The sequence below is a fragment of the Flavobacterium ginsengiterrae genome (assembly GCF_039539785.1).
Lineage (GTDB): Bacteria > Bacteroidota > Bacteroidia > Flavobacteriales > Flavobacteriaceae > Flavobacterium > Flavobacterium ginsengiterrae.
This window is the reverse complement of sequence record NZ_BAABDU010000003.1, coordinates 535,170-553,640: the sequence shown is the minus strand read 5'-3', so window position 1 is coordinate 553,640 and position 18,471 is coordinate 535,170. Positions and strand designations below refer to the sequence as shown.

The following is an 18,471-nucleotide window of genomic DNA, read 5'->3' as shown; positions in this document are numbered from 1 at the left end:
TGAATTATAGAATTTTAAAAAAATGTTATATGATTGTAAAGAAAATCTCCTTAGTGGTTACCGCTTTATTTTCAATGTCGATGTTCGCACAGGAAACTGTAGAGCATTCTAAAGAAATAAAGCCCGAAGTAAAGTTGTCCTATTTAGATTCTATTAAAAGCACATTCAAAAAAGATGATCTGGCATCAAGAGTCGACAGTCTTTGGATGAATGAGTTAGTAAGTTTAGATATCTACGATGATCTGACAAAAGATATTCAAACCATTAATAAGGACGTAACGGTAGATGAAGAATTGCCAACCGAACTATTAAAACAACGTTTGGCAGCTATGAATGCTAAATCTCCTTTCGAGATAGAATACAATCAAGGATTAGAAAATGTAATAAAGTCATTTCTTAAGAATCGTAAAAAATCGTTTTCTCGATTAATGGCTTTATCAGAATACTACTTTCCAATATTCGAGGAAACTTTCGCCAAAGAAAAAATTCCGTTGGAAATAAAATATTTAGCCGTTGTAGAATCTGCTTTAAATCCTAAAGCAGTTTCTAAAATGGGTGCTACGGGACTTTGGCAGTTTATGTACGGAACCGGAAAACAATACGCTTTAAAAATCGATTCTTATATAGATGAAAGAAGCGACCCTCTTAAAGCTACAATTGCATGTTCAGATTACATGACCAGAATGTTCAATGTTTTTAATGACTGGGAATTAGTTTTAGCATCTTACAATTCAGGACCAGGAAACGTAACAAAAGCTATTCGTCGTTCTGGCGGAAAAACAGGTTACTGGGATATTCGTAACAATCTTCCAAAAGAAACACAAGGATACGTTCCTGCATTTTATGCGACAATGTATCTTTTTGAATACCATAAAGAACACGGAATTAACCCTGAAAGAGCTGTAATAAAAAACTTCGAGACAGATACGGTTGCAATTAAAAACCAAATGACATTTAAGCAAATTGCAGATTTGCTAGATATGCCTCAATCGCAGTTACAGCTTTTAAATCCATCTTATAAATTAAATGTCGTGCCTGCGTATCATGGTGAACAAAATTTCCTTCGTTTACCAAAAGATAAAATAGCAGCTTTTGTTTCAAATGAAGATAAAATTTATGCTTATGTACAGCACGAATCAACTATTAAAACAATTCCAACTCGCTTAGCGGCTAAAATTGCCCCAAAAACAAAACCAGTTAGAGAAGCTGTTGAAACTTCAAAAGACATTCAGTTTTACAAAGTTAGAAAAGGCGATAACTTAGGCGCAATTGCAGACAAGTACAACGTAAATATTTCCGATTTAAAAAAATGGAATAATCTTAAATCTAATGCAATTGCTTTAGGAAGAACTTTAAAAATTAAATCAGATATAGATGCTTCTGCAAAAGTGGTAAAAGAGCCTAAATCTATACCTGTAATCGAGAAAAATACAGAAGAAGCTATTGCATCTGCAGATGAAAAAGATAAAGTTTCAATTCAAACTGTAGAGTACACTGTAGCAGCCGGAGACAATTTAGGAAGCATTGCTAAAAAATTCGGTACGACTATTGCGGAGTTAAAAGAGTTAAATAATCTTGCATCAAACAACATTGGTTTAGGAAAGACTTTAGTAGTTTCTAAAATAGTTACAGAAATCGAAGAACCTGTTTCAACAGCAATTGCTTCAAATTCTATAGACGCTTTCAAGAAGAAAGCGCCTTCAGCAAAAAGTGTCAGCGAAGATTATTACGTTAAAAAAGGTGATTCTTTATACAGCATTTCTAAAAAATATCCTGGAGTAACTATTTCAGATATTAAAAAATGGAATGATATTAAAGATGAAGATATTAAACCGGGAATGAAACTTAAAATAAACGGATAATAAAAAAATCTTATTTAAATTTGGGTTTTATTTCATTAAATCAAAAAAATGAATAAAACCCATTTTTTATTTCTAATACTTCCGTTTCTGCTTCTTTCTTGTTTAAAATCAGATAAACAATCGCAGCCAGTTTCCGGAAAAGCAAATACTATATCTATAATTATCGACGATCAATTATGGTATGGAGAAGTTGGTGACACAATTCGAAATAAATTTGCCTCTCCAGTTTTGGGTTTAACCCAGGAAGAACCCCTTTTTACTATAAATCAATATCCGGCCAAACTTCTGGAAGGTTTTGTAACCGACAGTCGCAGTATTATTATAGTTAAAAAAACGGCCAGCGAAAAATTCGAAATTACACACAGTACCGAACTTCCTCACAATACTTTTCGTATTTACGGAAAATCAATAGACGATATTATCTGCAGTATCGAACTAAATTCAGCTCAAATTATCAAAATGATCCGAGATGCTGAAATCGAAAAAATCCAACAAGATAACAGCAAATCACTTTTAAATCCAGCTGTTATAAAAAACAAATTCCACATCGATATCCAGATTCCAACAGGATATGAATATGTGCTGCACAAAAAGAATTTTATCTGGCTCAAAAAAGATATCATTAGCGGCAATACTAGTTTATTGATATACCAAATCCCGTTGCATAATTTCAAAACAAAAGGAAATGTAGTTGGAAATATCATAAAAATGAGAGATTCTATAGGTCGTTATATTAAAGGCCGAGAACCAAATACTCCAATGATTACCGGCGAAGCTTATGCTCCCTATTTATCAGCGGTTAACCTGGATGGAAAAGATGCTTTTGAAACCAAAGGAACCTGGGAACTTAAAAACGATTTCATGGCAGGACCTTTTATTAATTATGCTATTATAGACCCAGTTTACAATAGAATTTTGGTAATAGAAGGATTTTGTTATTCACCTTCCAATCAGGAACGCGATTTGATGTTTGATCTGGAAGCGATTATAAAATCAGTAAAAATCGACAAACGATAATATCCATTTGAATACCGCCCAAAGCTGAAACTTAAACCCAAAACAAATTTCAGGTTAATATATTTCTTACTTTTGTTTTTATAACAAACATAAAAACAAATACTTATGAAAAAATTAACCACAACATTAGTAATACTTGTCATGTGTTTTGTTTCTTGTAAAAAAGAAATAAAAACAGAAGAAACCATTACAGCAAAAGATACAAATACTGTAAAGACAGAAGAAACAGCTGCAGAACCAGTTTTAGATTCGGCTGCACAAATGAAAGCGTGGCAGGCATATGCAACGCCGGGAGCTCCGCATAAGTTAATGGCAGACGAAGTTGGAACATGGAATTGCGATATGACTTTTTGGTCTGAACCAAATGGAAAAGCCGAAAAAGCAACTTCTACTGCAGAAATTAAAATGATTTTAGGCGGACGCTATCAGGAAGCAAATTATAAAGGCACCATGATGGGACAGCCGTTTGAAGGAAAAAGCACTCTGGCATACAATAATGCCAGCAAAGAATACACTACAACTTTTATCGACAACATGGGAACCGGAATGATGATTGCCATGGGAAAATACGATGAAAAAACAAAAAGCATGGAACTAAAAGGTGATATGGTTAATCCTTTAAACGGAAAGAAAACACCTTATCGAGAACTTTATACAATTGTAGATAACAAAACACGAAAAATGGAAATGTTTGACGTAAAAAATGGAGAAGAATACAAAAGCATGGAAATTATCATGAAGAAAAAATAATATCTATTCTAGCAGGGTTTTCAATACCTTGTTGGTATTTCTCAATGAAAGACTATGAAGATATTTTTTGATTTGCATGGTTTTCAAAACTTTGCAGGATAATAATCCCGGTTATTTTACAGCCGGGATTTTATTTTGGGTTAATTTGTTAAATATAATAAATTAAGTAAATAAAAACTTACATTTGCAAAAAAATTAGAAATGGCAAAATTTGTAGTTCACAAAAGAGGATTTTTTTATACTGATGAATCATTTGAACCAGTAGATGCTAAAGGAAGTATTGCTGGGATTTTTAGCAGTTTGGAAGAAGCCAAAATTGAAAAAAGAAAACAGGATATTATTTCGATACAAAGATTAGGCGGAGAAAATGCAGTAGATTTCTTCTTTCATAATGAAGACTTTGATGAGATTTTAGAAAGATTAAAGAAATTTTATAAATCAGAGTATAATATTGATATTCAAGATGATTATTTTTTTGAATTTCCTGAAAGTATTTCATCAGATAACGCAGAAAGATTTTTAGATATTTTAAATCTAACATTTCATGATGTTGTTGAATACAATGACGACGCCCATCTTGATCCTAATGATTTTAATTTAGAAGAAATGGATTTAGGAGAATTTTAAAAGATTAGTTTTTTTATAAGAAATGGCAAAATACGTAATTCACAAAGTAAGTTTCTTTTTTACAGATGATTCATTAATTGTACTGCCTCAGGAAGAGGTTACAGGTAGTGTGCTGAGTACATTCAACACTATAGAAGAAGCAAAAACGGAAAAAGCAAAGCAGGATATAATTTCAGTTCAAAAATTGTCCGGCTCAGATGTTAAACAATTTTATATTGATTCTGATAATGACAAGCAGATCTATGCAGACTTAAAAGAATATTATCTTTCAGAGTTTAACATAGAAATTGAGGAAAATGAATATTTTAACTTTCCGGAAAACATTTCGGAACAGCAAGCTGAAAAATTCATGGAAATTCTAAATCTTACTTTTCATTACATAATGGAATATGAAGACGATGAAGACCCTAAAGATTTTGATGATTACGATCAAATCCATTTTTAAAAATGAACGCAGTTATACATTCACAAATATCAGTTAGAAAACGCGGCGGGGTTATCGAAGATTATCTCCCAATTCACGATTTCATGGATAGTACCAAAGAACTCTGCAGCGATAACAGGCACAGAATCCTGCATACCATGTGGGGAATCAGAAGAGTTGTCGTTCCTGTTTACGGGCATACTATTATAAACAGCGATGGAAAAGCAGTAAATGTAAAAGACATGTGCGAACAGGATCATATCCTGCCGGACTATCAAAATAGATTTATACCCAATTTATCTGATTTTGTAAATTCTATAGAAGATGATATTGTTTCAGATTTAGATTTTCGGGAATTTGCCAAAGAATATCAAAACGATAAAGAACTTATGGAGCTCCTTCTATCGCCATTAAGTGTTACAGGCTTATCAAAATCGCTTTTAATAACACACAACTCATGGTTTATTAATGAAATTGTGCCAAGAGTTTTAAACCGAAAAGTTGAAATAAAAAATTTTGGCATAACTCCTTCAGATTTATTCAATAATATGAAGTTTAAACTCTGGATGGACAATGGGAGTTCTTATCCCGAAAGTTGTAAAATGACTTTGGGAAAAATTGTAGGGTGATTGTATTCTCAGAATTTATTGTCGACAATTGAACTATTTTTGCTTTTCTAAACTATTGTTTTTAAAGAATGGAACTAAAATGGAAAATAAAGCCTTTTGAGGCATTAAATGTAAATGAGCTATATGATTTGCTTAAATTGAGAAGTGAAATCTTTGTAGTCGAGCAAAACTGTGTTTATTTAGATCTTGATGGCAAAGACAAAAGCGCATTACATCTAATTGGAGAATATAACGGCAAAATAGTGGCTTATTCGCGTTTATTTGATGCAGGAATTAGTTTTGATAATGCTTCAATAGGAAGAGTAACTGTAGACCAAAATTATCGGGATAAAAAGTGGGGGCATGAATTAATGCGTGAAGCTATTGCAGGAGTAAAATCAAATTTTAATCAGGATAAAATAACAATTGGAGCACAATTGTATTTAAAGAAATTTTACGAAAGCCATGGATTTGTTCAAACTAGTGAAATGTATTTAGAAGATGATATTCCTCACATTGAAATGATGCGCGGATAATTTTGAAAAAGACATGAATTTATTTTAATTCTTATACAAAAACAAAAAGAAACAATGTTGCATTAAGTCGTTTTCAGTGTTTTTTAAACACAAATTTATAAGTAAATAAATGCCTTATAAACAACCAAGTAATAACTATTTTCTAAAGTAATTATTTATATGAAGTGATTTTTTTTGATTTTGTTTTTTATAGAAAAGTTTAAATTTTAGTGATTAAAAATTCAACCCGCCGATCGAAATTATCACCTTTTTTTAAAGGAAATCTGTTGCCACAACCTTGATAACGCATTCTGTTTTTTGATACTTTTTTAGAGCTTAAATAATTAAAAACAGTTTTGGCCCTATTCCAGGAAAGTCTTCTTTCTTTAGTGTCTTTATCAATTCCGTCGCTGTAAATTTCTGGTGTGCAGCAAACATGACCACGTATTTCAAATTGAATATTTCTTTGTTTTTGAAGAGTTAGTGCAACTTTATCAAGTTCCTTTTTTGAGGTGTGAGTTAACCTGGCACTTCCCATATCAAACAGAATACTTTCAAGACATATTTTGTCGCCAACTTTTAATTTATCTTTAAAAGAAGAATAAATATCTTTTCCAAAACTATTGCGTTTAACAACAATCAAATCAACGCGTCGGTTTCTTAAGCGTGTTTCATAAAGATTTTCAACCGTGTCCGGCCGAACAACAACACGGCCTTTTCCTTCGAGTATTACAATTTTACTTTCTTTAAAACCAGAAGAAAGCAATAAGCTTTGTATTGTGTTTACGCGGTCATGCGACAATCTAAAATTGTAATCGTCTGTGCCGCGGTCATCGCAGTAACCATAAATTTGTATCGATTCGACTTTTGCCGTGTCTATTGTTTTTATAAATTTATTTACAATTTTAGCCTGTGATTCAGTAAGATCATACTTGTCGAAATCAAAATATATCGTTTCGATTGTTTTTTGCTGCGCCGCTAAATTGTAAATAATAAACAAAAAAAGGACCCGGGAAAGTTTCATTTTTCTACATTTTTAAAATCGTTTTATATTCAGTTTGATTATTTAATACGTTTACTGCTCTCTTAATTTCTGAATTGTTCTTAATATAAAATTGATACAAACCTTCCTGGTATTGATATCTCTTAATAAGCTCTTCCTGAATTAGACCTCGAATCTCTTTTTGGTTTTTGTCTAATAAAGTGTTTTCGCTTTTTTCTAATGCGGCTAATAATTGTTGATATTCCGGAGCAATGGTCTCGTCTATTTTTTCATTTTTGGCTGCAGCCAAAGTATTTTTCAGGGCAACTTCTGTTTCAGTATCAAAACTGATTTTATTTGCCTTTAGATATTGTTTAAAGGCAGCATAATCAGCATCTGTAACAACAGGTATTTTTTCGCCCAAATTTGGGTTTTTGTAATAATAAGATGTTGCATAATCAAAAATGCCGTCATTTTTCAACAGAGCGGTTGTAATTGGGCTCATTTTAGCTTCTTCAAGTTCAATATCTGGTAAAACACCGCCGCCGTCATAAACCGTTCTTCCTTTGCGAGTTTTAAATGCGTTGAAATTCTTAGCATCTGTTTTTTGGGCAACACCGTTTTTGTCTTTATGAGCATAATCCAAAGCCTGAATACAACGGCCTGATGGAGTGTAATAACGAGAAATAGTTACTTTTAATTGAGTTCCGTAAGTAAGATCTACAGAACGTTGTACTAAACCTTTACCAAAACTGCGGCTGCCTAAAACCACTGCACGGTCTAAATCTTGTAAAGCTCCCGATACAATTTCAGATGCCGATGCACTTCTTCCGTTAACTAAAATAGCAAGTGGAATCTGAGTATCAATTGGTTCTTTTGTCGTTTTATAAGTATTATTGTGTTTTTCAATTCTTGATTTTGTAGTTACAATTACTTCATTTTTAGGAACAAACAAATTACAAATATCAATAGCCTCGTTTAAAAGTCCGCCCGGATTTCCTCTTAAATCCAATACAATCTGCGTAGCGCCGCCGGCTTTTAGTTTTTCAAGAGCATCTTTAACTTCGGCGGAAGCCTTTCTGCTAAAATGCGCCAAAACGATATAACCTGTTTTATCGTCAATTTTTCCGTAAAATGGAACCGATTTAATATCAACTTCATCCAAAACCAATTCCGTAGTAAAAGTTTTTCCCTGACGAAGATACTTCACGGAAATTTTTGTGTTTTTGGTTCCTTTTAATAATTGCGATGCATCATCTTTAAAATCAGCAATTAAAACATCGCCAATTTGAATAATTTCGTCACCTGCTTTAAGTCCGGCTTTGTCTGCGGGATAATTTTTATATGGTTCGCGAACAATTAATCGGTCTTTTTTTCTGGCAATCATAGCGCCAATTCCCGTGTATTCTCCCGTATTGTTAATTTTAAAATTTACAACATCTTGTTCGTTAAAGTAAACTGTATATGGATCTAAACTTCCAAGCATGCTTTTAATGGCTTTGTCCATTAAATCGCCCGGATTTGTATCGTCTACATAATTGGTATTTACTGCTTTAAATAATGTCGTGAAGATTTCGATTTGTTTCGCAATCTCAAAAAAGTCTTCTTTGAAACTGGTTCCCACAAATAAAAACCCTGCTGCAACAGCTGGTATAATGAATTTCTTTTTGAAATAACGATTCATGATTGTTGTTTTTTTCTTTTAAATCTTTTTCTAATAAAATAGGCTAATACACAAAATATAATAATAAACGGCCAAATGCTTATAAGCGAAATTAAGAAATCAGATAAACTAAAGAATCCTGATTTTACTGCTGTCCAGATTTTTGAACCGTATGAAATTTTTACACCTTCTTTTTCGGCGATTGTTTTGTAAAACTCTATGGTAACGGTGCTTTCAGAAACACGGCTTTGTAAATATTTTAACTGGCCTTCTTTAGCTTCTATTTCTTCGCGAATAACCGAAATTTGTTTTTCAATTTCTAAAATCTCACTTACTTTAGTTGCTTTTTGTAAAATTTGAAGATAACGTTCTTCGAGTTTTTTCTTTGTATTTAATCTTGAAGTTAAATCTATAAATTGTTCTGTGACATCTTGTGCCGATATATTTTTAATTTCAAAATACGATACACCTTTTGAAATATCATTTATAAAACGGTCAAAATTCTCGCTTGGTACTTTTACGGTAAGGTTTCTAAAAACAGTTCCATAATCTTTTCCTTCAGAATCGTTGATAATTCTTGCTTTGCCAGTAGCAACAGCTTTTTGAATTTGATTGAAGGTATTTTCTAAATCATCTGTTTCAAATCTTAAAGTGGCTTCTTTAATGATTTTTTGTTCAATTTTTGGTGCAGACTGATTCAGGTTTTTATCATAAGAATCAGATTTTGTTTTTGGAGGTAATGCTACAGCAGAAACCATCATTGACTCATCCTGTGTCTTATTAGATTTACTGCATCCGGACAAAATCAAAAAAAATACAGATAAAAAGAAAATATGTCGCATAAAATTTCAATTTAAAGCTAAAACTACGATTTTTTTATCTAATCTGATTAATTTACTTATCTTTTGAGAGTTAGAGCTTAGCTCTCTTTTTCAGAATCTTTAGAATTGTTCATCTGCAGTACAAATTTCTCAAACAACTGAATCGTTTTGGTATGGATTTCATCATAAGATAATCTGTCTTTTGTCTGGTAAAAAAGCATGAAAGAATAAGGCTTTTCCAGATTATCCAAAAGCAGGTGTTTGTTAAGTCTGTACGTTTCTCTCAGAACTCTTTTAAAATAATTGCGGTCAACAGCCTTTTTAAAATATTTCTTCGAAACCGAAACTCCCACTTTTGTATTCCCCTGAAAGTTTTCTTCCGCTTGACGGTAAACCAGACGAAGCGGATATTTTGAAACCGATTTTCCTTCAGAAAATAGTAATCCAATCGTGGTTTTGCTCTTTAAGCGTTCATTTTTAGGGTATGTGAAGTTCATTTAATTCAGAAAAAATTTGCAATTTAAAGAACAAAGGTACAATTAAACCATAAAAACGGTTATTGTTTTCAATTTTTATACCGCTAAAAATATATTTACTACTTTTGGCGATAAATTTTTTCTAGCATGCAAAAGATAATTTCATATCCAATTTCGGTAATTTATTATTTATGTTTTGGATTTTGTTTGGCGGTTTTTCACCCTATACAGTGGATTTGCCTTAATCTTTTTGGATATCAGGCACACAAAAAAAGTGTTGATTATTTAAACTTCTGTCTTTTAAGATGTACCAACCTTGTTGGAACAACTTATAAAGTTACAGGAGTAGATTCAATTCCAACCGGTGTTCCTATTATTTTTGTTGCCAATCACCAAAGTATGTACGATATCGTGGCAATGATTTGGTACTTTAGACGTTTTCATTGTAAATTTGTAAGTAAGAAGGAGTTAGGAAGCGGAATTCCGAGTGTGTCGTTTAATTTACGTCACGGAGGTTCTGTTTTAATTGACCGTAAAGACCCTAAACAAGCGATTCCGGTAATCAAAGGCTTGTCTGAATATATAGAAAAAAACACCAGATCTGCAGTAATTTTTCCGGAAGGAACCCGCAGTAAAACTGGTAAACCAAAAGAATTTGCCCAGAGTGGTTTAAAAATCTTATGTAAATATGCGCCTTCGGCGTATGTTGTTCCAGTTAGTATTAACAATTCATGGAAAATGGTCCGTTACGGAATGTTTCCTGTTGGTTTAGGAGACCATCTTACTTTTACAGCTCATAAAGCATTAGCCGTAAAAGATTATAAGTTTGAAGAATTAATGGAAATTACTGAAAAAACAGTAAAAGAAGGAGTAAACGAGTATAAACAGGTTTAAGTTTTAGTCCGAGCTAAAAATAAAAACCCAAATTTAAAATAAATAATGTCTATAAAAAACATTCGATTAGAAGTGATGCAGTTTTTGGAAAAAAACGTTGACAGCTTCGTTGAACAATATTTAATTCCGGTGGAAAAAATTTGGCAGCCGTCTGATTTCCTACCTAATTCTGAAGGAGAAAACTTCTTTGAGGAGGTAAAGGAACTACGCGAAATTGCTAAAGAATTACCATACGATTTCTGGGTAACGCTTGTAGGTGATACTATTACCGAAGAAGCTTTGCCAACATATGAGTCCTGGTTAATGGATGTAGAAGGAGTAGATCAAGTAGAGAACGGTGGTAATGGATGGTCTAAATGGATTAGACAATGGACCGGAGAAGAAAACCGTCACGGTGATCTTTTAAATAAATATTTGTATTTGTCTGGTCGTGTTAATATGCGTGAAATTGAAATGACAACACAGCATTTAATTAACGACGGTTTTGATATTGGAACTGGAACTGATCCGTACAAAAACTTTGTATACACCAGTTTTCAGGAATTAGCAACTTATGTTTCTCACAACCGCGTATCGCAGATCGCAAAGAAATTTGGAGATAATAAGCTGTCTAAAATGTGTAAAATGATTGCGGGTGATGAAATGCGTCATCACCATGCTTACAGCGAATTTGTAACTAGAATTTTTCAGGTTGACCCTAGCGAAATGATGCTTGCTTTTCAGTATATGATGAAGCAGAAAATCGTTATGCCGGCTCACTTCCTGAGAGAATCTGGTCAAAAAATCAGTTCTGCTTTTGAACAGTTTTCTGATTCTGCACAACGTATTGGGGTTTATACAGCTACTGATTATGTTGAAATTATGCAGAAATTAATCAATAAATGGGAAATTGATAAAATTTCAAATTTAACTGACGAAGCAGAGAAAGCACGTGATTACTTAATGAAATTACCGGCTCGTATGGCTAAAATTTCTGAGAGAATTGTAATTCCACAAGAGTCACATATCTTTAAATGGGTTGAACCGGCTAGATTGTAGATTTTTGATTTCAGAAAGTAGATTTTAGATCGATATTGTAATTGATGTTTGATATTGCAATTGAAAATTGATATTGAAAATATTGTTGATTGTTAGAGTTTTAAAGCTTTAGCAATCAACATTTTTTATTTAAACTATAAAAACTTCGGCGTAAATCATTTTGATGCTTTAAATCAACGTGTCATTTCACCACAAACCAAATGCATTTATGAATAATCCTGAACTAATAAATAAAACAATCGCTTTTGTAAAAGAAAAATTAAACGATGCAGAAGGCGGACATGACTGGTTTCATATAGAACGTGTTTATAAAAATGCACTTTTAATCGCAAACGATACAAACTGCGATCTTACTGTTGTCCAGCTAGGAGCATTACTTCATGATATAGCCGACAGCAAATTTCATAACGGCGATGAAACCATTGGGCCAAAAACAGCGCGTTTGTTTTTAGAATCAGAAAATGTTTCAGAAGACACTATTCAGCATGTGGTAAATATTATCGAAAACATCTCGTATAAAGGCGGAAATTTCGAAAAAAAGTTTACGTCTGTAGAATTAGATATTGTTCAGGATGCTGATCGCTTAGATGCTATTGGTGCCATTGGAGTTGCCAGAGCTTTTAATTATGGAGGATTTAAAAACAGAACGCTTTACAATCCCGAAATTGCTCCAATAACAAATATGACAAAAGAGGAGTATAAAAAGAACAACGCTCCAACAATTAATCATTTTTATGAAAAACTGCTGCTTTTAAAAGACAAAATGAATACTGAAAAAGGAAAAGAAATCGCTGCCGAAAGACATCGTTTCATGGAATTATTTCTTGCTCAGTTTTATGCTGAATGGGAAGGGGTGAAATAAGGAGTTTTCAGTCTCAGTTTTCTTTTGAACAAGAATAGGAACTTTGACTGTCTCACTTTTGGAATATCGAGAAATCTATTTATGCGTCATAAAGTAATTAATAATTACAGCACATAAAAAACCTAATGTAAACCATAATAATCTTGCTACTCTGTTATCTCTTACGATTTCCATTCTATCTTCTTCTGACATTTTTTTGCGGATTTAAATTTATCAAAAATACTGTCTTTATAATTGATAAAGAGGAAGTAAACGTTTTTAAAGCAGCAAAAAAAGACAAATTTCATTCGATTAAAATTTAAAAAGCTTCAAAGGAATTTCAAATTCCTTTGAAGCTTTTTAATAAATATTTAAAAACTTAGAGTCTTAGAATCTCACAAACTTAGTAACTTAAAAAGGATCTATGAACATCCGCAGTTTCCGTCTCCACAGTCTTTTTTCTTTTTAGATTTCCAGAAGAACTTTCTAACCAAAAAACCAACCGCAACTAGTAGTATGGCAAAGGCAATAATTTCTTGTATCATGATCTTTTACTTTAAAAATTGGTAAGCTATAAGCGCCGAAATGTAAGCCAGACCACTCATAAAAACAAGCTGCATAACAGGCCATTTCCATGAATTGGTTTCTTTTTTTGTAATGGCTAATGTACTGGCACACTGCATTGCAAAGGCGTAAAATAGTAATAACGAAATACCAGTCGCAAAGTTAAAGATCTTTTCACCCGTTTCTGGATTTACTTCTTTCTGCATTCTGCTTTTAATGGTCGATTCATTATCGCTGTCTCCAACACTGTAAATTGTGGCCAATGTTCCAACCAAAACTTCACGTGCAGCAAACGAACTGATAATGGCAATTCCTATTTTCCAGTCGTAACCCAAAGGAGAAATTACAGGCTCAATAGTTTTACCCATAATTCCAATATATGAATTCTCTATTTTTTGAGAAGCGACTTCATTTTCAAACTGAGTTTCATCTAAAGGCGTATTTGCAAATCTTTCTTTTACGATAGTCTCTGCGTCGTTAAATTCTTTTCCGGGTCCGAAAGAAGCCAAAAACCATAAAATAACCGATATTGCTAATATGATTTTACCTGCGCCTAAAACAAAAGCTTTGGTTTTTTCAACAACATTGATTCCAACATTCTTCAAAAGCGGTAATTTATAACTTGGCATTTCGACTACGAAATACGATTTTGAATTTAATTTTAAAACTTTATTTAGAATATAAGCAGAGATTATGGCCGCTAAAAATCCTAACAAGTACAACAGCATTAATGATAATCCCTGCAGATTTAAAAATCCAAGAACGCGTTTATTAGGAATTACCAGCGAAATCATAATTGCATAAACCGGTAATCTGGCAGAACAAGTTGTAAACGGAGTTACTAAAATGGTGATTAAACGTTCTTTCCAGTTTTCAATATTTCGTGTTGCCATAATCGCCGGAATTGCACAGGCAGTTCCTGAAATTAAAGGCACGACGCTTTTTCCGGAAAGACCAAACTTGCGCATAATTTTGTCCATTAAAAAAACAACACGACTCATATAACCGCTTTCTTCTAAAAGGGAAATAAACAAAAACAAGAAAGCAATCTGCGGAATAAAAATAATAACACCGCCAATTCCCGGAATAATTCCCTGCGAAAGCAAATCGGTTAAAATACCGCTAGGAAGCTGTTCTGCTGTCCAGCTGCTTAAAGAAGCAAAAGTACTGTCAATGAAATCCATAGGAATTGTTGACCAGCTGAAAATGGACTGGAAAATAACAAATAAGATTCCTAAGAAAATAGCGTAACCCCAAAATTTGTGGGTTAATATGCGGTCTAGTTTTGCTCTAAAATCAGTAGCAGCTTCCGTATTAACTTTTAAACCTTCTTTTAAAACATCATTTATAAACTGATATCTTTTTATGGTTTCTTTTTGCTGTAAGCGTTTTAATTCTGAATGTGATTTAGTAAAAGTGCTTCGAACTTCGTTTCGGTCCAGATTTGAAAAGTTAACATCCTGCGTAATAACCAGCCACAACTTGTACATTAACTGATTTGGAAATGCGTGCTGTAATTTTTCAAAATATTCAGGATCAATTACAGAAGCATTTAAGCAAGGTTCGTGCGTTATATTTTTATAAGAAACAATCAGCTCTTTTAATTCTTCAATTCCTAAACCTTTGCGCGAACTTACTAAAGCAATTTTAGTTTTTAGTTTTTCTTCCAGATACGGAATATCAAGGGTAATTCCTTTTCTTTCCATACGATCAGACATATTAATAACTAGAATCGTTGGAATTTCAAGGTCTTTTATCTGAGTGTAAATCAGTAAATTTCTTTTTAGATTTTCAACATCAGTTACTACAACAGCAACATCCGGATATAATTTGTCGTTTTTATTCAGCAAAAGTTCAATAACCACACTTTCGTCCATCGAACTTGCGTTTAAGCTGTATGTTCCGGGTAAGTCCAGAATATTAGCCTTAACGTTATGAGGTAATTTACAAAAACCGATTTTTTTCTCTACTGTAATTCCGGGATAATTTCCAACTTGTTGGTTTAAACCGGTTAACTGATTAAAAACAGAAGTTTTTCCTGTGTTTGGGTTTCCAATAAGGGCAACATTGATATTCTGAATGCTCATTATAAATTGTTTTGGATAAGTTCAACTTCAATTTCACGAGCAGTTTCAACACGAATAGCAACATGCGAACCATTTATGTCTAAATATAGAGGATCTCCAAAAGGAGCAATTTGAAGCAGTTCGACTAAGCTGCCAGGCAGACAACCCATTTCTAATAATTTTAAAGGAATTAAATCGATATCAAAATCTTTGATAATGGCTTTATCGCCTTTTTTCAGGGTATGGATTGTATTCTGCAAAGCTTATTTAGATTGAGTTTAGATTGCAAAAATAGGCAATAATTATTTATTTTAAAGCAATATTCGCTTTTCAAAATGCTAAATCTTTCTAAAAATAAGGGATTTTACTCTTTTGATAAGAATTCGATGTCTTCTAACAGGCGTTGAATTTCTTCTTTTTTGGTTCCGTCATAAAAACCGCGAACACGTCTTTTTTGATCTACCAAAACAAAATTCTCAGTATGCACCATATCATAAAGCTGATCCGGTCTTCCAAGTTTTACCGCCAGGTATGATTTTCTGGCCATAGTGTAAATCTCTTTTTTGTCGCCCGTAACCAAATTCCACTTGCTGTCAACCACGCCATATTTTACAGCATACGCTTTTAAAACCGAAACACTGTCGACTTCGGGAAAAACAGTATGAGAAAGCAGTTTTACTTTTGGGTTATTTAAAACCGCTTTTTGAACATCGGCCAGATTCGTTGACATTTTTGGGCAGATAGAACCGCAGGTTGTAAAGAAGAAATCAGCAACATAAATTTTGCCGTCATAATCTTTTTGAGTAATCGTATCGCCGTTTTGGTTTACAAACTTAAAATCTGAAATGGTATGATATTTACTTTTGTACTGAATGGTACTATCTACCAATTCCGGATTTACATCTGAGGGATTGTAAATAGGAAGTGTTTTTTGAGGTTTTAATGCCGAGTAAAATAAAGATATAGTGACTACAGAAAATACAATTAATACAATGAAGAATTTGCGGTATTTGTAAAGAAGCGATTTCATAAAAATAATTTGGCGCAAAAATACGAAAACGCCATTTTAAAAGGCACAATTATAACGCTTTTTAACAATGTGGAAGTTTAGAAAATATGAGTCTCAATCTCGATAAATAATTCAAGGAGATATACTTATTATTATTGCCATAATTTTAACATAGAGTTTCAAATATTAACAATATGTTTGTATTTACACTCAAAATCTATATATTAATGAAAAAACAACTAAGTAAACCTTTGTTTTGTGCCTTTTATGTAATGTTTTCACTTGCAGCAGTAAATGCACAAAGTAAACAAGAAAAAGAACCCGGCATTAATGTTTCGTATATGAATACGAAAATCAGCCCTACGGAGGATTTTTTTAAGTATGTAAACGGAACCTGGCTTGATCAGACAGAAATTCCAAGCGACAGAACTTCTTGGGGAAGTTTTAATGAATTGCGTCAGAAAACAGACGACAACGCATTGGCTATTTTAAAAGAGGCTTCAAAAGATCCAAAGTACAAATCAAATACAGATCAGGGTAAAGCCATTGCTTTATTCAACACCATTTTAGATACTGTTGGAAGAAACAAGCAAGGCGTAAAACCGCTTCAGCCGACATTAAAAAAAATTGATGCGATTAAAAACGTAGCCGATTTACAAAACTTCCTAACAGAGTCGCAATCTCAGGGCAGCAGTCTTGGATTCTTTGGAGTTTATGTAGGTGCCGATGCTAAAAACAGTAACAAAAACTCAGTAACATTAAATGTGGGAGGTTTAGGATTATCTGATAAGGATTATTACAATTCTGATGATAAAGATTCTAAAGAAAAACGTGAAAAGTATGAAGTTCACGTTGCCAGAATGTTACAATATATTGGCGAATCTCCAGCAAAAGCAAAAGAAAGCGCTAAACAAATTTTGGCTCTTGAAATCGAAATGTCTGCGCCAAGACTGGATCGTGTTGAAAGAAGAGACCGCAGAAAACAATACAATCCAACTGCGATTGCTGATTTAAAAAAGAATACACCGTCAATTCAGTGGGAAAAATATTTCACAGGAATTGGAATGACAAAGTTAGACACTGTAAATGTTGCACAGCCGCGTTACATGACCGCTTTGGAAAAAATATTTACAGAGAAAAAAGTTGAAGCCTGGAAAGAATATTTAAAATGGTCATTATTAAACCGTACGGCATCAACTTTAAGCACAGAAATTGAAAATGCTAATTTTGATTTCTACGGAAAAACATTAACAGGAGCTTTAAAACAACGTCCGCGTCAAGAAGTAGCGCTGCAAGTTATTAACGGAGCAACAGGTGAAGCACTTGGAAAACTGTATGTTGAGAAATTATTTCCGGCCGAAGCTAAAGAAAAAGCAAAGAAAATGATTTCTAATGTAATGCTGGCTTATGAAAACAGAATTAATGCATTGCCTTGGATGTCTGCAGAAACAAAGACAAAAGCAATTGAGAAATTAAAAAAACTAACCGTTAAAATAGGATATCCTGATAAATGGAAAGATTACTCAGCTTTAGTTCTTAAAAATGTAAACGAAGGCGGAACTTATTTTGATAATATGAAAAACATATCAAAATGGTCTTATGCTCAAAGTTTAGATAAATTAGGGAAACCAGTTGATAAAACAGAGTGGGGAATGTCTCCACAGACTGTAAATGCTTACTTTAATCCATCATATAACGAAATTGTATTTCCTGCTGCTATTTTACAGCCGCCGTTTTACAATTACCAGGCAGATGAAGCTGTAAATTACGGTGGAATTGGCGCTGTAATTGGACATGAAATTTCTCATGGTTTTGATGATTCGGGTGCAAGATATAATGCTGATGGAAATCTGGTTGACTGGTGGACAGCAGATGATTTAAAACAATTTACTGCACTTGGCGGTGAACTTGCTGCTCAATACAGCGCTCTTGAACCATTACCGGGAATTTTTGTTGATGGTAAATTTACTTTAGGAGAAAACATTGGAGATTTAGGCGGAATTAACGCTGCTTATGACGGACTTCAGTTATATTTAAAAGAAAACGGAAATCCGGGCTTAATTGACGGATTTACTCCAGAGCAGCGATTCTTTATTTCCTGGGCTACGGTTTGGAGAACAAAATCCAGAGATGAAGCCATTAAGAGTCAGGTAAAAACAGATCCGCACTCACCGGGAATGTACAGAGCAGTTGTTCCAATTCAGAATGTTGATGCTTTTTACAATGCTTTCGGAATTAAAAAAGGAGACAAAATGTATGTGGAACCAGATAAACGAGTTAAAATCTGGTAATCAATAAATTATAATACTAAAAA

The 18,471-nt window shown here is 33.2% G+C and carries 19 protein-coding genes; 11 read left to right on the top strand and 8 right to left on the bottom strand.

The annotated features are described in order from the left end of the window. Positions 1 to 29: 29 nt before the first annotated feature. The 7 genes from ABD859_RS05290 to ABD859_RS05260 all read left to right on the top strand — a co-directional run bounded on the left by ABD859_RS05290 (position 30) and on the right by ABD859_RS05260 (position 5,824). Positions 30 to 1,862 carry a lytic transglycosylase gene (locus ABD859_RS05290; protein WP_345141274.1) on the top strand — a complete coding sequence of 611 codons (1,833 nt, stop codon included), beginning with the start codon at positions 30 to 32 and terminating at the stop codon, positions 1,860 to 1,862. Positions 1,863 to 1,910: 48 nt separating this feature from the next. After that, the gene (locus ABD859_RS05285) at positions 1,911 to 2,879 is read left to right on the top strand and encodes a DUF4837 family protein (RefSeq protein ID WP_345141271.1); all 969 of its coding nucleotides are present in this window, start codon (positions 1,911 to 1,913) and stop codon (positions 2,877 to 2,879) included. Between the two features lie 105 nt (positions 2,880 to 2,984). Further along, positions 2,985 to 3,629: a DUF1579 domain-containing protein gene (locus tag ABD859_RS05280; protein ID WP_345141269.1), complete on the top strand. Its 645-nt coding sequence runs from the start codon at positions 2,985 to 2,987 to the stop codon at positions 3,627 to 3,629. A gap of 201 nt (positions 3,630 to 3,830) precedes the next feature. Then, positions 3,831 to 4,256 (top strand): protein kinase family protein, encoded by a 426-nt coding sequence (locus tag ABD859_RS05275; RefSeq protein ID WP_345141266.1) that lies wholly within the window; start codon positions 3,831 to 3,833, stop codon positions 4,254 to 4,256. A gap of 22 nt (positions 4,257 to 4,278) precedes the next feature. Next, the gene (locus ABD859_RS05270) at positions 4,279 to 4,701 is read left to right on the top strand and encodes a hypothetical protein (RefSeq protein ID WP_345141263.1); all 423 of its coding nucleotides are present in this window, start codon (positions 4,279 to 4,281) and stop codon (positions 4,699 to 4,701) included. Positions 4,702 to 4,703: 2 nt separating this feature from the next. Next, positions 4,704 to 5,309 (top strand): DUF6915 family protein, encoded by a 606-nt coding sequence (locus tag ABD859_RS05265; protein WP_345141260.1) that lies wholly within the window; start codon positions 4,704 to 4,706, stop codon positions 5,307 to 5,309. 68 nt (positions 5,310 to 5,377) lie between these two features. Then, positions 5,378 to 5,824: a GNAT family N-acetyltransferase gene (locus tag ABD859_RS05260; protein WP_345141257.1), complete on the top strand. Its 447-nt coding sequence runs from the start codon at positions 5,378 to 5,380 to the stop codon at positions 5,822 to 5,824. Positions 5,825 to 6,023: 199 nt separating this feature from the next. Here ABD859_RS05260 and ABD859_RS05255 read toward each other — a convergent pair whose 3' ends face one another. The 4 genes from ABD859_RS05255 to rnpA all read right to left on the bottom strand — a co-directional run bounded on the left by ABD859_RS05255 (position 6,024) and on the right by rnpA (position 9,766). After that, positions 6,024 to 6,827 carry an OmpA family protein gene (locus ABD859_RS05255; RefSeq protein ID WP_345141254.1) on the bottom strand — a complete coding sequence of 268 codons (804 nt, stop codon included), beginning with the start codon at positions 6,825 to 6,827 and terminating at the stop codon, positions 6,024 to 6,026. Positions 6,828 to 6,831: 4 nt separating this feature from the next. Beyond that, complete coding sequence (locus ABD859_RS05250; protein ID WP_345141251.1) at positions 6,832 to 8,469, bottom strand: S41 family peptidase; 1,638 nt, start codon at positions 8,467 to 8,469, stop codon at positions 6,832 to 6,834. Next, on the bottom strand, positions 8,466 to 9,290 hold the full coding sequence (locus ABD859_RS05245; RefSeq protein WP_345141248.1) for a DUF4349 domain-containing protein: 825 nt from the start codon (positions 9,288 to 9,290) through the stop codon (positions 8,466 to 8,468). Before ABD859_RS05245 ends, ABD859_RS05250 begins: the two co-directional genes overlap by 4 nt. 77 nt (positions 9,291 to 9,367) lie before the next feature. Then, positions 9,368 to 9,766, bottom strand: a complete 399-nt coding sequence (rnpA, locus tag ABD859_RS05240) for a ribonuclease P protein component (protein WP_345141246.1) — start codon at positions 9,764 to 9,766, stop codon at positions 9,368 to 9,370. A gap of 126 nt (positions 9,767 to 9,892) precedes the next feature. On the opposite strand from rnpA, the gene ABD859_RS05235 reads away from it, so the two are divergent. The 3 genes from ABD859_RS05235 (at position 9,893) to ABD859_RS05225 (ending at position 12,539) form a co-directional block, all read left to right on the top strand. Further along, on the top strand, positions 9,893 to 10,639 hold the full coding sequence (locus ABD859_RS05235) for a lysophospholipid acyltransferase family protein (RefSeq protein ID WP_345141243.1): 747 nt from the start codon (positions 9,893 to 9,895) through the stop codon (positions 10,637 to 10,639). A gap of 45 nt (positions 10,640 to 10,684) precedes the next feature. After that, positions 10,685 to 11,677: an acyl-ACP desaturase gene (locus ABD859_RS05230; protein ID WP_012023054.1), complete on the top strand. Its 993-nt coding sequence runs from the start codon at positions 10,685 to 10,687 to the stop codon at positions 11,675 to 11,677. Positions 11,678 to 11,885: 208 nt separating this feature from the next. Next, positions 11,886 to 12,539 (top strand): HD domain-containing protein, encoded by a 654-nt coding sequence (locus tag ABD859_RS05225; protein WP_345141238.1) that lies wholly within the window; start codon positions 11,886 to 11,888, stop codon positions 12,537 to 12,539. A 401-nt stretch (positions 12,540 to 12,940) separates the two neighbouring features. Here ABD859_RS05225 and ABD859_RS05220 read toward each other — a convergent pair whose 3' ends face one another. The 4 genes from ABD859_RS05220 to ABD859_RS05205 form a co-directional block, all read right to left on the bottom strand. Continuing rightward, a complete protein-coding gene (locus ABD859_RS05220; RefSeq protein WP_425554230.1) occupies positions 12,941 to 13,063 on the bottom strand; it encodes a FeoB-associated Cys-rich membrane protein in 123 nt (40 codons plus the stop codon). Positions 13,064 to 13,069: 6 nt separating this feature from the next. Then, the gene (gene feoB, locus ABD859_RS05215) at positions 13,070 to 15,169 is read right to left on the bottom strand and encodes a ferrous iron transport protein B (protein ID WP_345141236.1); all 2,100 of its coding nucleotides are present in this window, start codon (positions 15,167 to 15,169) and stop codon (positions 13,070 to 13,072) included. Further along, positions 15,169 to 15,408: a FeoA family protein gene (locus tag ABD859_RS05210; protein WP_012023048.1), complete on the bottom strand. Its 240-nt coding sequence runs from the start codon at positions 15,406 to 15,408 to the stop codon at positions 15,169 to 15,171. The genes feoB and ABD859_RS05210 overlap by 1 nt, the downstream gene beginning before the upstream one ends. 104 nt (positions 15,409 to 15,512) lie before the next feature. Then, entirely contained in the window at positions 15,513 to 16,178 is a 666-nt protein-coding gene (locus ABD859_RS05205) for an SCO family protein (protein ID WP_345141229.1), read from the bottom strand. A 206-nt stretch (positions 16,179 to 16,384) separates the two neighbouring features. On the opposite strand from ABD859_RS05205, the gene ABD859_RS05200 reads away from it, so the two are divergent. Continuing rightward, complete coding sequence (locus ABD859_RS05200; RefSeq protein ID WP_345141226.1) at positions 16,385 to 18,448, top strand: M13 family metallopeptidase; 2,064 nt, start codon at positions 16,385 to 16,387, stop codon at positions 18,446 to 18,448. The last annotated feature ends 23 nt before the right edge of the window (positions 18,449 to 18,471 follow it).